At 62.3% G+C, this 14,540-nt stretch carries 12 protein-coding genes, 4 tRNA genes and 1 pseudogene; 3 read left to right on the forward strand and 14 right to left on the reverse strand.

Annotation, left to right across the window (positions count from 1 at the left end; genetic code table 11):
• Positions 1-37: 37 nt before the first annotated feature.
• Both AB5Y80_RS20125 and cyoE read left to right on the forward strand, forming a co-directional pair.
• A complete protein-coding gene (locus AB5Y80_RS20125; protein WP_368173451.1) occupies positions 38-1,048 on the forward strand; it encodes a heme A synthase in 1,011 nt (336 codons plus the stop codon).
• Positions 1,045-1,950 carry a heme o synthase gene (gene cyoE / locus AB5Y80_RS20130; protein ID WP_368173452.1) on the forward strand — a complete coding sequence of 302 codons (906 nt, stop codon included), beginning with the start codon at positions 1,045-1,047 and terminating at the stop codon, positions 1,948-1,950. Before AB5Y80_RS20125 ends, cyoE begins: the two co-directional genes overlap by 4 nt.
• A 122-nt stretch (positions 1,951-2,072) precedes the next feature.
• On the opposite strand, the gene AB5Y80_RS20135 is transcribed toward cyoE, so the two are convergent.
• From AB5Y80_RS20135 to nhaC, 7 genes are all read right to left on the reverse strand, one after another.
• Positions 2,073-3,503: a gamma-aminobutyraldehyde dehydrogenase gene (locus AB5Y80_RS20135; protein WP_041204954.1), complete on the reverse strand. Its 1,431-nt coding sequence runs from the start codon at positions 3,501-3,503 to the stop codon at positions 2,073-2,075.
• A gap of 29 nt (positions 3,504-3,532) precedes the next feature.
• Complete coding sequence (locus tag AB5Y80_RS20140; RefSeq protein WP_010636002.1) at positions 3,533-4,348, reverse strand: ABC transporter permease; 816 nt, start codon at positions 4,346-4,348, stop codon at positions 3,533-3,535.
• 7 nt (positions 4,349-4,355) lie between these two features.
• Positions 4,356-5,324: an ABC transporter permease gene (locus AB5Y80_RS20145; RefSeq protein WP_024944801.1), complete on the reverse strand. Its 969-nt coding sequence runs from the start codon at positions 5,322-5,324 to the stop codon at positions 4,356-4,358.
• On the reverse strand, positions 5,321-6,334 hold the full coding sequence (locus tag AB5Y80_RS20150; RefSeq protein WP_041216935.1) for an ABC transporter ATP-binding protein: 1,014 nt from the start codon (positions 6,332-6,334) through the stop codon (positions 5,321-5,323). The genes AB5Y80_RS20145 and AB5Y80_RS20150 overlap by 4 nt, the downstream gene beginning before the upstream one ends.
• Positions 6,335-6,506: 172 nt before the next feature.
• Complete coding sequence (locus tag AB5Y80_RS20155) at positions 6,507-7,652, reverse strand: ABC transporter substrate-binding protein (RefSeq protein ID WP_368173453.1); 1,146 nt, start codon at positions 7,650-7,652, stop codon at positions 6,507-6,509.
• Between the two features lie 196 nt (positions 7,653-7,848).
• A complete protein-coding gene (locus AB5Y80_RS20160; RefSeq protein ID WP_069651945.1) occupies positions 7,849-8,772 on the reverse strand; it encodes a LysR family transcriptional regulator in 924 nt (307 codons plus the stop codon).
• A 105-nt stretch (positions 8,773-8,877) separates the two neighbouring features.
• Positions 8,878-10,287, reverse strand: coding sequence for a Na+/H+ antiporter NhaC (gene nhaC, locus AB5Y80_RS20165; RefSeq protein ID WP_041211734.1), 1,410 nt, complete (start codon positions 10,285-10,287; stop codon positions 8,878-8,880).
• A 300-nt stretch (positions 10,288-10,587) separates the two neighbouring features.
• Here nhaC and AB5Y80_RS20170 point away from each other — a divergent pair, with 300 nt between their 5' ends.
• Entirely contained in the window at positions 10,588-10,797 is a 210-nt protein-coding gene (locus AB5Y80_RS20170) for a hypothetical protein (protein ID WP_010675758.1), read from the forward strand.
• Here the strand turns inward: AB5Y80_RS20170 and AB5Y80_RS20175 are convergent.
• The 7 genes and pseudogenes from AB5Y80_RS20175 to glgC all read right to left on the reverse strand — a co-directional run.
• A complete protein-coding gene (locus AB5Y80_RS20175) occupies positions 10,794-11,066 on the reverse strand; it encodes a late competence development ComFB family protein (protein WP_029314828.1) in 273 nt (90 codons plus the stop codon). The genes AB5Y80_RS20170 and AB5Y80_RS20175 overlap by 4 nt on opposite strands.
• Before the next feature lie 100 nt (positions 11,067-11,166).
• Positions 11,167-11,252 (reverse strand) — tRNA-Leu (locus tag AB5Y80_RS20180).
• 71 nt (positions 11,253-11,323) lie between these two features.
• Positions 11,324-11,409, reverse strand: a tRNA-Leu gene (locus AB5Y80_RS20185).
• A 45-nt stretch (positions 11,410-11,454) separates the two neighbouring features.
• Positions 11,455-11,540 (reverse strand) — tRNA-Leu (locus AB5Y80_RS20190).
• Positions 11,541-11,595: 55 nt separating this feature from the next.
• A tRNA-Leu gene (locus AB5Y80_RS20195) sits at positions 11,596-11,681 on the reverse strand.
• A gap of 116 nt (positions 11,682-11,797) precedes the next feature.
• A complete protein-coding gene (gene glgA, locus AB5Y80_RS20200) occupies positions 11,798-13,258 on the reverse strand; it encodes a glycogen synthase GlgA (protein WP_039040607.1) in 1,461 nt (486 codons plus the stop codon).
• Positions 13,248-14,468: pseudogene (gene glgC / locus AB5Y80_RS20205) on the reverse strand (glucose-1-phosphate adenylyltransferase); the annotation flags it as partial. The gene glgA and the pseudogene glgC, both read right to left, overlap by 11 nt.
• Positions 14,469-14,540: the final 72 nt, after the last annotated feature.

Raw genomic sequence — 14,540 nt, forward strand, 5'->3', positions numbered from 1 at the left:
GCATCTTCTGGTGACTGCACGGTCAACGAGGCGGCATATGAAGATGCACAAGAGGCTGGCCTCCGTGGCCATTGCGCTGGCAGTTCTGGTCATCGCGCTCGGTGCTTATACCCGGTTGACGGATGCCGGGCTGGCTTGCCCAGATTGGCCAGGTTGTTATGGTTCACTGGCCATTCCCCGCGCCGAGCATGCGGAACTGGCGGCACAGCGCTATCCGGCCAGCCCGCTTGTTCCTCACAAGGCGCGCAGTGAGATGGTGCATCGCTACTTCGCCGGGGTGCTGGGAGGCGTGATTGTGCTCCTGTCCGGCTTGGGCTGGAGTACAGGCGGCCGACTGCGTCACCTCTCGCTCATCTTGCTGGTGCTGGTTGCAGGTCAGGCGGTGCTGGGTATGTGGACGGTGACCCTGGCCCTGCATCCCCTGGTTGTGACCACTCATCTGCTGGGCGGCTTCGTCATCCTGACCTTGCTTTGGCTCTATCGGGCCGAATTGGCAGGTTTCCCTTCACCCCCGCCCGTACACCAGGGTGTGACCTGGCTTGGCAGCATCGCCTGTGGCGTGCTGCTGCTGCAGATCGCGCTGGGGGGCTGGACATCGGCGAACTATGCGGCCATGGCGTGTGTGGAGTTTCCCTTGTGCCAGGGCAACTGGCAGGCAGAGCTGAATTGGGCGCAAGCCTTTCATCTCCCTATGGGGCACGCCAGCTATGAGTTCGGCGTGCTGGGCAAGGAGGCGCGCCAGACCATTCACATCGCCCATCGCCTGGGAGCGCTGACCACGGCCTTGCTGGTGGGGGCTTTCGCCCTCGCGCTGCTCTGCCAGCGGACCCCCCTGAGAGGGTTTGGCTGGTTGTTGCTGGGTCTGCTGACCGTGCAGATTGCCTTGGGATTGGCGAACGTCCATCTGGCCCTGCCGTTGGCCAACGCCCTTGCGCACAATCTGGTGGCAGCCCACCTGCTGGTTTGCTGTGTGCTGGCGCGCGGGAGGCTCTCTGTGCCTCATCACGACCCCTTGCGACCCCCTGGGATGGTCAGGAGCCGGACATGAATGGGAGAGGGCGGGCACAGCGCTTTGCCCTCCGTCGGCTGCACGATTATTGTCAGTTGACCAAACCAAAGGTGGTCGCCCTGCTGCTCCTGACCGCCTGGGTGGGCATGCTGCTGGCCGAGCCGACACGCGCCTCTCTGGACGAGATGATACTGGGCCTGGCGGGGATTGGGCTGCTCGCTGCCGGGGCGGCGGCCATGAACCATTCTCTGGAGTGCGGCATCGATGCCCGGATGCGCAGAACGCGCTGGCGCCCGGTCGCCACGGGACGGATCACGCCGGGGCAGGCGATGAGTTTCGCGATCTGTCTGGCACTGTCGGGGTTTGTTCTGCTCCATTGGGGCGTAAATCCCCTGACTGCCTGGCTAACCCTGGCCAGCCTGTTCGGCTATGCGGTCGTCTATACCCTGCTGCTGAAGCGGGCCACGCCGCAGAATATCGTCATCGGCGGATTGGCGGGAGCCATGCCACCGCTCTTGGGCTGGACCAGCATCACGGGGCAGCTTTCGGCCGAGCCCTGGCTGCTGGTGATGATCATCTTTACCTGGACGCCGCCCCATTTCTGGTCCCTGGCCATCCACCGGCGCGATGACTATGCCGGTGCCGATATTCCCATGCTGCCGGTCACCCACGGCACCGATTTCACCAAGACCGCCATCCTGCTCTATCTGCTGATCCTGACGCTCGTCTGCCTGCTGCCCTATCTGATCGGCATGTCAGGGCTTGTCTACCTGGTCGGCAGCCTGGGGCTGAACCTCGGATTCTGCTGGCATGGCTGGTTGTTGAAATATGAGGAGCGCCCCGGCCAGGCGATGCGCACCTTCCGTTTCTCCATCTATCACCTGATGCTGCTGTTTGGTCTGCTGATTCTGGATCACCACTGGCTGTGGCGGTTGTCATGATGTTGATGCGGGTCGCGGTCGGGTGAATGGTGACGCTGCGTCGGTGCACAGCAGGGATGCACAGACCTGATGCAAAACAAGATGGCCCCAAGGGGCCACCTTGTTTTCAGGGGGACGGGAGCCTAGAGCTTGACCATGATATGCCGCGGCACCGTGTAGTCCTCCAGCGCATAAAGGGAGAGATCCTTGCCGTAACCGGACATCTTCATGCCGCCGTGGGGCATCTCCGAGGTGAGCATGAAGTGGGTGTTGATCCAGGTGCAGCCGTACTGCAGGTGGCTGGCCACCTTGCTGGCAAGGCCGAGATCCCGGGTCCAGACCGAGCTGGCGAGGCCGTAGTCGGAGTCGTTGGCCCACTGCACCACCTGTTCGGCGTCGGTGAAGCGGGTCACCGACACCACCGGGCCGAACACCTCCCGGCGCACGATTTCATCTTCCTGACGGGCGTGGGCGATCAGGGTCGGCTCGAAGAAGAAGCCGTTGCCGGGGCGGATCTTGCCCCCCGCCGTCACCTCCACGTGACCGCTGCTCTGGGCCCGCTCCACGAAGCTGGCCACCCGGTTGCGCTGCCGATCCGAGATGAGCGGCCCCATCTCCACCCCCTCCTCACGCGGACCGCCCACCTTGATGGAGGCGACCGCCTCCGTCATGGCGGCGACAAACTTGTCGTAGATCTTGCCCTGGGCATAGATGCGGCAGGCGGCGGTGCAATCCTGGCCGGCGTTGTAGAAGCCGAAGGTGCGAATGCCGGCCACCACGGCCTCCAGATCCGCATCGTCAAAGATGATGACCGGCGCCTTGCCCCCCAGCTCAAGATGGGTGCGCTTCATGGTGCGGGCGGCGCTCTGCAGGATCTTCTGGCCGGTGGCGATGTCACCGGTGAGCGACACCATGCGCACCAGCGGGTGCTCCACCAGCGGTGCCCCCACGCTCTCGCCCCGGCCGCAGACGATGTTGATGACGCCGCGCGGGAAGAGCTCGCTGGCGAGCTCCGCCAGGCGCAGGGCGGTGAGCGGGGTCTGCTCGGAGGGTTTGAGTACCACCGTATTGCCGGCGGCGAGCACGGGGGCCATCTTCCAGGCCGCCATCATCAGCGGATAGTTCCAGGGGGCGATACTGCCAACCACCCCGATGGGGTCGCGGCGGATCATGCTGGTGTGCCCCTCGATATACTCCCCCGCCAGTGGCCCCTGCAGGCAGCGGGCGGCGCCGGCGAAGAAGCGGAAGCAGTCCACCACCGCCGGCAGCTCGTCATTGAGCACCGCCAGATAGGGTTTGCCGCAGTTGAGGGATTCGAGCGCCGCAAACTCCTCGGCGTGGCGCTCGATGGCATCGGCCAGGCGCAGCAGCAGGGTACTGCGCTGGGCTGGCGTGGTGCGGCTCCACTGGGCGAAGGCGCGTTGGGCGCCGTTCACCGCCCGGTTCACCTGCTCGAACGAGGCTTCTGGCACCGAGGCGAGCAGCTCGCCGGTGGCCGGGTTGAGGATGGGCTCGGCCTGGCCGTCACCGGTGACGAACTGACCGTCGATCAAGAGTTGGGTAGAGAGTTTCATGGTTGCATCCTTGCGCACGCGTTGAGTCGTTATTTGCCACTGCCGGCGACGTCCTGGCCGTCGCGGGTGAGGTAGTAGGCAAGCAGAATGGGAATGGTGGTGAAGGCCACTATGATGAGCGCCACCACGTTGGTGACCGGCCTGTCCCGTGGCCGGATCAGCTCCTGATACATCCAGATCGGCAGCGTGGTCTGCTGGCCGGCGGTGAAGGTGGTGACGATCACCTCGTCAAAACTCAGCGCAAACGCCAACATGCCCCCCGCCAGCAGCGCGGTGGCGAGGTTGGGCAGGATCACGTAGCGCAGGGTCTGGAAGCCGTCGGCCCCGAGATCCATCGACGCCTCGATGAGGCTCTGGTTGGTGCGGCGAAAGCGAGCCAGCGCATTGTTGTAGACCACCACCACGCAGAAGGTGGCGTGACCGATGACGATGGTCCAGAAGCTGAAGGGGATCTCCATCACCCCGTAGGCGGAGCGCAGCGCGATGCCGGTGACGATGCCGGGCAGGGCGATGGGCAGCACCAGCAAGAGCGACACCACCTCCTGGCCGAAGAAGCGGCTGCGGGCGATGGCCCCCGCTGCCAGGGTGCCGAGCACCATGGCCACCAGGGTAGCGAGCCCGGCCACCTCCAGCGACAGCTGGATGGCGCGCCACACGTCGGGGCGGTTGAGGGTCACCTCGAACCACTTGAGGGTGAGCCCGGGGGGCGGGAACTGGTAGCTCTTGCTCTCGCTGGTGAAGGCGTAGAGGAAGATGAACAGGATCGGAAAGTGCAGGAACAGGAGGCCGCCGATGGCCGCGTACTTGAGCAGGCCGGAGGGCTGGCTGCCATGGTCCCGTTTCATGGAAGTATTAGAGCGCATCGAAGGCCCCCAAGCGTTTCGCGATGGTCAGGTAGATGGCGATGATGAGGATCGGCACCAGCGAGAAGGCGGCGGCGAAGGGCAGGTTGCCCGCCGTGCCCTGCTGCATGTAGACCACCTGACCTATGTACATGGTGGAGTTGCCTATGATGCCGGGGATGATGTAGTCCCCCAGCGTCAGGGAGAAGGTGAAGATGGAGCCCGCCACCACGCCGGGCAGGGCCAGCGGCAGGATCAGGGTGCGAAAGGTCTGGGCCGGGGTGGCGCCGAGATCGCCGCTCGCCTCCAGCAGGGAGCGCGGGATCCGCTCCACCGCTGCCTGGATAGGCAGGATCATGAAGGGCAGCCAGACGTAGACGAACACAATGAAGGTGCCGATGCGCGAAAATGACAGCGACGGCCCGCCGATCACAGGCAGCGAGAGGATGGCGTCCAGCAGCCAGTCCAGTCCCAGAGTATCTGCCAGCCAGCTGATGACCCCCTCCTTGGCCAGGATCAGCTTCCAGGCGTAGACCCGCACCAGATAGCTGGACCAGAGCGGCAGCATGATGCCGACGTAGAACAGGGCCCGGGTCTTGCCGCTGGTGTAGCGCGCCATGTAGTAGGCCACCGGAAAGCCGAGCAGGGCGCAGGCCAGGGTCACCAGCAGCGACATGCCGACGGTGCGCAGGATCACGTCCAGGTTCTCCGCCCGTAGCAGGGCGACGAAGTTCTGCAGCCCAAGCTCGTGGCGGATCTGGCCGCTGAACTCGTCCAGTCCGAAAAAGGCGTTGGAGAGCAGCATCAGCAGGGATCCGACATAGATGATGCCGAGCCAGAGCAGCGGTGGCCCCAGCAGGATGGCCAGCAGCAGGCCTGGCCGCCCGTAGAGCAGGGTGGAGAGGCGCCGCAGCGGCCGATAGGAGAGGGGGGCGGTGGGTTGGCTCATGGCAAGGCTCGCACTGTGGGGGGCACTCATGGTTGAGCTCCCTGAGGGGCGGTGTGCAGGCGATGGATCGCCTGCTCCGGCCAGCTGAGGCTGACCCGGGCGCCACGGGGCAGGCGGGCCTGGCCCTCGTTGGGGTGGTTGACGATAAGCTCGAGCTGCTCGCCGAGATCGACCCGGTAGCGCACGAAGGGGCCGAGGTACTCCACCTCACGCACCTCCCCTGACCAGCCCGGCGTGCCGGCCTCGGCGAGGCGGATCCGCTCCGGGCGCACCATCATCTGCTGAGCATCGCCGCACAGCCGGCGGGCCTGCTCCCCCTCGAACAGGTTGACGGTGCCGACGAAGCGGGCGACGAAGGGGGTGGCGGGGGCGTCATAGATGGTATCCGGCGCGGCGATCTGCTCGATCTTGCCCTGATTGAAGATGCAGATCCGGTCGCTCATGGAGAGCGCCTCCTGCTGGTCGTGGGTGACGAAGATGAAGGTGATGCCGAGCTGGCGCTGCAAGGCTTTCAGTTCGAGCTGCATCTGCTCGCGCAGCTTGAGGTCGAGGGCCCCGAGCGGTTCGTCCAGCAGCAGGATGCGCGGCTGGTTGATCAGTGCCCGGGCGATGGCGATGCGCTGGCGCTGGCCGCCGGAGAGCTGGCCCGGCTTGCGGTTGCCGACGCCGGGCAGGCGCACCAGTTCCAGCATCTCGTCCACCTTGCGGTAACGCTCCGCCTTGGCGACGCCCTTGAGCATCAGGCCATAGCCGATGTTGTCGCGCACATCCATGTTGGGAAACAGGGCGTAGTCCTGAAACACGGTATTGAGGTTGCGATCGTAGGGGGGCACGGTGGAGCAGGGCTCGCCGAACAGCCGGATCTCCCCCTCGCTCGGGTATTCGAAGCCCGCGATCATCCGCAGGCAGGTGGTCTTGCCAGAACCGCTCGGCCCCAGCAGGGTGAAAAACTCGCCGGCCGGGATCTGGAAGGAGATGTCATCGACCGCCTTCACCTCGCCATAGTGGCGGCTGACCCGGTCAAATTGTACGGCATTCATGGGGCGTCCTTGTCTGTGTGGGAAGCGGGCCGGACTCCTGTCCGGCCCCATATCGGCATTTACTGAGGCACCTCAGCGACCACCCAGGATGGCGATATAGTCCGAAACCCAGCGGTAGCACAGAGGACACGCAGGTCCCCTGCCGCTGGGATATGGCCTTGTTCTACCAGCATCAGCGGCCACCCAGAATAGCGATATAGTCCGAGACCCAGCGGTAATACGGCACGCAGGTTCCCTGGCTCTTGCACTGGGAGACGGGAGTTCGCCAGAAGTGCACGCGATCGAAGTTGTCGATGCCGTTGGTCTTGCACCCCTCTTTTCCGAGCAGGGCATTGCCCTCGCAGGCGGCCGGCACCACGGGTACGGAGCCGAACCAGGAGGCGAGATCCCCCTGCAACTTGTTGTTGAGGGAGTGCTCCAGCCACTGATAGGCACAGGTGAGGTTCTTCGCCTCGCTGTGCACCATGCTGGTGTCGGCCCAGCCGGTGACGCCCTCCTTGGGCACCGTCGTGGCGATGGGCTGCTTGTCGGCGATCAGGGTATTGGCCTGGAAGGGCCAGGAGCCAGAGGCCACTACCCCCTCGTTCTTGAAGTCGTCGATCTGGACGAAGGCATCGTGCCAGTAGCGTCCCACCAGCTTGCGCTGCTGGCGCAGGAGGTCGAGGGCGGCCTTGTACTGATCCTCGTTCAGCTCATAGGGATCCTTGATGCCGAGCGCGGGCTGGTGGCTCATCAGATAGAGGGCGGCATCGGCGATGTGGATGGGGCCGTCGAACGCTTGCACCCGACCCTTGTTGGACTTGCCGTCCGGCAGGGTCTGCTCCTCGAACACCACGTTCCAGGAGTCGGGTGCCTTGGGGAACACCTTGGTGTTGTACATCAAGATGTTGCCGCCCCACTGGTAGGGCACGCCATAGTGCTTGCCGTTCACCGTGTGCCAGGGGGCATTCTGCAGGCGGGGGTCTATCTTGCCGTAGCTCGGGATGAGCGCCAGGTTGAGTGCCTGCACCTTGCCGCCGGCGATGAGGCGCAGGCTGGCGTCGCCGGAGGCGGTCACCAGATCGAAGCCCCCCTCGTTCATCAGCGCCACCATCTCGTCCGAGGTGGCGGCCGTCTTGACGTTGACCTTGCAGCCGGTCTCTTTCTCGAAGCCGGTCACCCAGTCGTAGTTCTTGTCGGTCTCGCCGCGCTCCACGTAGCCGGCCCAGGCCACGATGTTGAGCTGGCCTTCACCCTTGCCGAGGGTAGTGGGGGCAGCCTGGACCTGGCTTGCCAGCAGGGCGGGGATCAGGGCCAGGGTGAGGGGGGTCAGTTTCATCTTGCTCTCCTTGCTGGGGCGGGCACGGTTGTGATGCCACGCTGACAATTAACATCCTGTTAACCAGCCATGAGCGTAGGAGAAGCCGTGAGCAATGAGAATTTCAATTTTTAACGCCAGAGGTATCTGCTAAATCGATATCGAGTGCAGATGAATCTGATTTTTTTGCCGGAGTCACGGCTGTTCAGGCTCAGTCCTAGCGGGGGAGGTGCTGGCGGGCCCGCAGCCGGCTCTGATCCCTGGCGATGTCGATGAACTCGCGTGCGGCCCAGTCAAGGCGCGAGCCGCGCCGCCACACCAGACCGATGTCGATGGCGGGGATGGGCTCCTTGATGGCGCGGGCCTCGACCCGCTCCTGCTCCAGGGACCAGGGACGGTAGGCAAAGTCCGGCAGCAGGGCGAGCCCGAGCTGGCTCGCCACTAGGCTGCGCACCGCTTCCACCGAGGCGGTCCGCAGCACGATGCGCGGCGCGATACCGTAGCGGCGCAGGCCGCCGCCGATGATCTGGTCCAGCTGGTCGGCGGTCAGCGAGATCATGGGCTCCTCGCCGAGCGCCTTGAGGGAGAGGGTCGACTCGGCGCAGAGGGGGTGGTTGGCGGCGAGCCAGACCCGCAGCGGCGAGCGGGTCAGCAGCTCGGTATCGAACGCCTCCTGGCGGATGGTGCGGTTGGTCATCAGGATCCCCACATCCACCTCGCCGTTGACGATCTGGTGTTCGAGATAGGGCTGCTCATCCTCCTTCACCTCGATCTGTACCGCCGGGAAGGCGCGGCGAAAGCGGCCGAGGGCCTCCGACAGGTAGTAGCCGGCCACCAGCGTGGTCACGCCTATGGTGAGCCGCCCCTGATCCTGCTGGGCCACCGCCTTGAGGGACTGGCCGGCTTCGGTCATGGCGCTTAGGATGCGACGGGCGTGCAGCAAAAACTGGTGACCCTGGGTGGTGAGGCTGACCCCGCGCGGATTGCGCTCGAACAGGGCGGCGCCGAGCTCGGTCTCCAGCTCGCGGATGGCGCTGGTGACCGCCGACTGGGAGATGTGCAGCTCGGCGGCTGCGCGGCTCACCGAGAAGCTGTCGGCCACCGCCACGAAATAGCGGATCTGGCGAAAGGTGAAGTTCATCTGGGCGTCCTGCCACGTGGGATCAAGGTGAGTGCCAGCTTAACCTCGAATCACGGCCAGACAAAAGGCGCCGTGATGGCGCCTTTGTCGTTGTTTTTACGGAAATTAGCGGGCTGTCACCGCCTCTGTGACCGGTACACGGTTCACTCCCTTGCCCAGATAGGCGAGGGTGATGGTCACAATGATGCAGGTGAAGCTGAGCCACATGTAGGGCAGGTAGTCGAGGGTCGCTACCCCGAGGACCCCGGCCATGAAGATGCCGTTGTCGCTCCAGGGCACCATGCCGCAGGTGAGGGTGCCGCCAAACTCGGCGTTGCGAGAGAGGTTCTTGCGCGCAAGCCCCAGCCGGTCGTAGTTCTTGGCCATGATCTTGGGGGTCAGGATCAGCGATACATACATGGCGGAACCGAACACGTTGGCCAGGAAGGCGGTGCCTATGGTGTGGCTGGTCAGGCTGCCGGCGCTGTTGATGCGCTTCTCGAAGGCGCTGGCGATCACTTCCAGGATGCCGACCTTCTCCAGCAGACCGCCGAAGCCCAAGCCGAAGATGATGACGGCCACTGAGCCCAGCATGGACTCCATACCGCCACGGCCCAGGATGTTGTCGATGAAATCGACGCCTGAGGTGATGGCAAAGGGGCTGTAGGCGGAGTGCATCGCCTTCACCGGATCCATGTCCTGGAAGACGATGGCCCAGACAAGACCCAGCAAGGCACCGAAGCTGATCACCGGGAAGGCGGGCTTGCGGTTGGCCAACAGGCCCAGCACCAGCACCACGGGCACTATGGCCATGGGGGTGATGTTGAACTGCTTGTCGAGGGCGTCCATCACCAGATTGACCTGCTCCAGGCTGACGTTGCCGGAGTACTGCATGCCGACCACGGTGAACAGGGCGGCGGTGATGACGTAGGAGAACAGACTGATGGGCAGCATCCCCTTGATGTGTTCCATCACGTCGACGTTGGACATGGTAGAGGCCAGCACCACGGAGTCGGAGAGCGGGGAGAGCTTGTCACCGAAGTAGACGCCGGAGAGCACGGCACCGGCTACCAGCGGCGCGGGTACCCCCAGGCTGTGACCTATGCCCATCATGGCGATGCCGGCGGTGGCCGCCGAGCCCCAGGAGGTGCCGGTGGCCAGCGAGGTGAGAGAGCAGATGATCAGGGTCGCCAGCAGGAAGATGGAGGGGTGTATCACCTTGAGGCCGAAGTAGATGATGCTGGGGACGATACCGCCGGCAATCCAGGTGCCCACCAGGGCACCGACGGAGATCAGTATCAGGATGGCCCCCATCCCCTTGGCGACGCCGTCGACTGCCGCCTGTTCCAGGGATTTGTAATCATGGCCGAGCTTGATGCCGAGCCCCATGATGACGAACCAGGCGATGAACAGTGCCAGCTGGATTGGCAGATCCAGCATGCTGGTGAAGGAGAAGGCCAGGGCCAGGAAAATGGCCAGGCAGGCAAATACTTGCGACATACCCGGCAATCGGATGTGGTGTTGTTGGTTTTGCATAGACGCTCCCTAAACTCTTGCTCGCCAAGGTCAGCCCCTCTCGTCCTGCGGATGCGTCGATCCCGAGAGGCTTACCAAAAGAGGGCGCAATCTACCATAAAGCGGAGGTGTAAAATCCCTGCTTATTCGGCAAAACAGCTTTAAAATTTTAAAATCCCACAAAATAGTTGATCTAATCGGCATTTTTCACTGTTCAATCGACACCGTTTGATAGCCGGAGATCCATAGGCAAGTTCGATTGCAGATGGCAACACCAAAGATGATAATGGTTATCATTAATGTTTTTTCGGACCAATGCCAATGAACTGGATAGCACGCGCTCTGCTCTTGGCCGCCCTTCTGGCGGTGCTGGTCTGGGGTCAGGAGAAGGAATACGGGTTCTGGAGCCTGGGATTCTTGCTGGCTGCCTGGGTCATGCTGGAACCCAGGCTGAGACCGGTGTTGATCCTGCTGCCGGTTGCGGGAATGACAGGGGTCGTCACTCTGCTCTGGCAGCAGGGCTGGCATTAAGCCTGGCGAGTGGGGACGGCCTGGATCTTGTCGTAGGCCTGGCGCAGGGAGGCGATGACCTTCTTCTCCATCTCGCTGCGTTCGGCGTCTGTCGTGAAGTAGATCATGTCGACATCGTGACGGATGTAGTGGGAAGGAAGCTGGTTGAGTGTCAGGCAGCAGAGGTCTGCCAGCTGATAGGGGGTCAATGTTCGAGCCAACCCCTGTTTTTCTATCTCCTTGAGCACCAGATGCTCATAGAAGTTGTGAATATCGGTATCCAGGATCATGGGAAAACCCCCGTGGTGGCGCAGCATCTTCAACAGCATAGCCATGGGGCATGAAAACACAAAAGGCCCGTTACTCTCGTAACAGGCCTTTGCAGAATGATGGTGCGAAGAGAGGGACTCGAACCCTCACATCCGTGGGACACTAACACCTGAAGCTAGCGCGTCTACCAATTCCGCCACCTTCGCACACTGATTTTCTCCAGCTGGTTTTTAAATGCGGTTGGAGCGCATTTTCTGTGTTTTACATGCCAGAAGCATGGTGCGAAGAGAGGGACTCGAACCCTCACACCCGGGGGGCACTAACACCTGAAGCTAGCGCGTCTACCAATTCCGCCACCTTCGCACATCGGGTTATCAGTCTGGATTTACATGCTGTCTGACAAAAGCATGGTGCGAAGAGAGGGACTCGAACCCTCACACCCGGGGGGCACTAACACCTGAAGCTAGCGCGTCTACCAATTCCGCCACCTTCGCACATCGGGTTATCAGTCTGAATTTACATGCCGTCTGATAAGAGCATGTTGCAGTATGGTGCGAAGAGAGGGACTCGAACCCTCACATCCGTGGGACACTAACACCTGAAGCTAGCGCGTCTACCAATTCCGCCACCTTCGCATCACTGCGGTGGGGGATTCTATAGAGTTTTGGGGGAGCGTCAACAGCCAAAGGGGACTTTTTTCGCTGTTGACGGATAAAGGCGTGCCAAGGGCACAAAACTTCAGCAATCGGCGTCAGACGGTGGCCAGCGCATCCTGATACATCTGTTCGTACAGGATGACGGAGTCTGCCCAGTCGAAGCGGGTGTTCATGGCGTGGTGCTGCACACGGGCAAAACGTGCCGGCTCCTGCAGATAATGGAGCAGGCTGCGGCGCATGGCATCGAGCAAGGTGCTGGCAGTGGGATCGTTGAAGCAGAAACCGGTCGCGTGCGTCGGGTCGGCATCCCAGTCCACGACGGTATCTTTCAATCCGCCGACGGCCCGCACCAGGGGCAGGGTGCCATAGGCCAGACTGTACATCTGGTTGAGCCCGCATGGCTCGAACAGAGAAGGCATCAGGAAGAAGTCGGCGCCGGCCTCCACCAGGTGGGCCAGACGGTCGTCATAGGCATTGATGAAGGCAAACTTGTCGGGATGCTGCTGGGCAATGCTTTGCAACTGGGCGGCGAGAGAGGGATCACCGGAGCCAACGATCACTACCTGAACCTGGTGCTGCAAGAATTTGTCCAGTGCAGGGATGAGCAGGTGTACTCCTTTCTGCTCGGTCAGTCGACACACCATGCCATAGATGGGGAGGTTGCCAACGGGGAGCCCCGTTTCCTGCTGCAGGATGCGCTTGCAGGTGTGTTTGCCATCCAGGTTGTCGGCATCATAGGTGGCGGGCAACAGGGGATCGAAGGCGGGATCCCAGTCCTGATAGTCACAGCCGTTGAGGATGCCACGCAGGTCAGCTGCCCGCTGCTGGAATACGCTGGCCATGCCGTGAGCGCCCAGGTGTGTCAGCAGCTCGCTGGCGTAGTTGGGGCTGACCGCATTGATCTTGTCTGCGTAGAGCACACCGCACTTGAGCAGATTGATGTGACCATAGTCGTAGTTGATGCGCTGCTCGTAGTCGTGGATTTCCGGCACGGCCCAGAACTGCTGGCGATCGAACACGCCCTGAAAGGCCGCGTTGTGAATGCTGATGACCGACCGGGTGCGCTGGAAGAAGGGGTTGTGGGCATGACGGGTTTTCAGCAGCAGCGGCAGCAGACCGGTGTGCCAGTCGTTGCAGTGGGCGATGTCGGGAGCGAAACCCAGCTGTTCGCACGCATGCAGGGCCGCCGCGGCCAGAAAGGCAAAGCGTTCACCGTTGTCGGGATAGGCCTGGTTGTTCTCGGCATAGAGCTGGGGGCGGTCGAAATAGTGCGGGCAATCGAGCAGATAGACGCAGATCCCGTCCAGTTCCAGCTGATGGATGCGATAGCTGATATCACTGCGATCCTGGGGGGTGGGGAGCCAGCGCGAGGCGAGGAGGGTGGCCTCGTCCCGGCGCTTGATGGTCTTGTAGAAGGGCATAATGATGCGCACATCGTGCCCCTGACGGGCGAGATGCTGCGGCAGGGCCTTGGCCACATCCGCCAGGCCCCCGGTCTTCACCAGCCCCTCAACCTCCGAGGCTACAAACAGGATTTTCAGTGGGTTAATAGCCAACTCTTGCTCCCTTAGGTACCACGACGATACCGCCTTCGGATACGGTAAACCGCTCTCTGTCATGGTCCAGATTCTCACCGATCACGGTGCCGGGTGCAATTTCAACGTTTTTGTCGATGATGGCGCGGCGAATGGAGCAACCTTCGCCGATTTTCACATCCCCCAGCAGCACGGATTCACTGATGTGGCTGCAGGGGCCTATGTTGCAGCGAAATCCCAGTATGGATCGCTGGATCTGGCTGCCCTGAATGAAGCAGCCACCGGAGATCAGGGAGTTGGCGATCTTGACCTTGCAGTCGTCGGTATCGATGAAGGTGGCGGGGGGCAGGGGCGGGTAATGAGTGTGCAGCGGCCACTTGCGATTGTAGAGAGAGAAGGGGGCATCGTCGGCCACCAGGTCCATGTGTGCCTGCCAGTAAGAGTCGAGCGTCCCCACATCGCGCCAGTAGACGTTGGGCTTCTCGCCCGGGATCACGTTGGTGCTGTAGTCGTAGACATAGACGGGGGCACGGGGGAACAGGCTGGGAATGATGTCCTTGCCGAAATCGTGACTGGAGTTCTCCTCGGCGGCATCCCGCTTGAGCTCCCGATAGAGGGCCTCGGTCTCGAAGATGTAGTTGCCCATGGAGACCAGGGCCTGGGTGGGGTCGCCGGGGATGTGTTTCGGGTGACGGGGCTTTTCTTCAAAGCCAATCATGCGCCCTTCCTGATCCACCTCGATCACCCCGAAGGCGCTTGCTTCCTCGATGGGCATGCGCAGGGCCGCGACGGTCAGGGCGGCCGCTTTCTGCTTGTGGAAGCTCACCATCTGGCTCACGTCCATCTTGTAGATGTGATCGGAGCCGAAGATACAGACGTGCTCGGGGTCGGAGATCTCGATGAAGCGCAGGTTCTGGTAAATGGCGTCTGCGGTGCCGTCATACCAGCGTTTGCCCATTCGCATCTGGGCCGGAATGGGGTCGATGAAGCGATCCGTGATGCCGACGATGTTCCAGCCCTTCTTCATGTGCAGATAAAGGGACTGGGACTTGAACTGGGTGAGTACATAGATGCGCAGGAAGTCGGCGTTGACGAAGTTGTTGAGCACGAAGTCGATCAACCGGTAACTGCCGCCAAAGGGTACGGAGGGTTTGCTGCGGGTGGTGGTCAGCGGTTGCAGTCGGGTACCTTCACCGCCTGCCAGTATCATGGTGAGTATGCCTGCCATCGTCGTTCTCTCCCTGAGATCATGATGTTGAAAAGGTTTTCATGTTGCTGCGAAAAAACACCCCTAAAGGGGTGG

Source organism: Aeromonas sp. R2-1 (assembly GCF_040908425.1).
Taxonomy (GTDB): Bacteria; Pseudomonadota; Gammaproteobacteria; order Enterobacterales; family Aeromonadaceae; genus Aeromonas; species Aeromonas caviae.

Bases quoted from the DNA above. Each gene is read 5' to 3' on its own strand.
- AB5Y80_RS20145 (WP_024944801.1), bottom strand. From the start codon at position 5,324: ATGAGTGCCCCCCACAGTGCGAGCCTTGCCATGAGCCAACCCACCGCC.
- AB5Y80_RS20155 (WP_368173453.1), bottom strand. From the start codon at position 7,652: ATGAAACTGACCCCCCTCACCCTGGCCCTGATCCCCGCCCTGCTGGCA.
- AB5Y80_RS20150 (WP_041216935.1), bottom strand. From the start codon at position 6,334: ATGAATGCCGTACAATTTGACCGGGTCAGCCGCCACTATGGCGAGGTG.
- AB5Y80_RS20140 (WP_010636002.1), bottom strand. From the start codon at position 4,348: ATGAAACGGGACCATGGCAGCCAGCCCTCCGGCCTGCTCAAGTACGCG.
- nhaC (WP_041211734.1), bottom strand. From the start codon at position 10,287: ATGCAAAACCAACAACACCACATCCGATTGCCGGGTATGTCGCAAGTA.
- AB5Y80_RS20170 (WP_010675758.1), top strand. From the start codon at position 10,588: ATGAACTGGATAGCACGCGCTCTGCTCTTGGCCGCCCTTCTGGCGGTG.
- AB5Y80_RS20160 (WP_069651945.1), bottom strand. From the start codon at position 8,772: ATGAACTTCACCTTTCGCCAGATCCGCTATTTCGTGGCGGTGGCCGAC.
- AB5Y80_RS20125 (WP_368173451.1), top strand. From the start codon at position 38: ATGAAGATGCACAAGAGGCTGGCCTCCGTGGCCATTGCGCTGGCAGTT.
- AB5Y80_RS20135 (WP_041204954.1), bottom strand. From the start codon at position 3,503: ATGAAACTCTCTACCCAACTCTTGATCGACGGTCAGTTCGTCACCGGT.
- cyoE (WP_368173452.1), top strand. From the start codon at position 1,045: ATGAATGGGAGAGGGCGGGCACAGCGCTTTGCCCTCCGTCGGCTGCAC.
- AB5Y80_RS20175 (WP_029314828.1), bottom strand. From the start codon at position 11,066: ATGATCCTGGATACCGATATTCACAACTTCTATGAGCATCTGGTGCTC.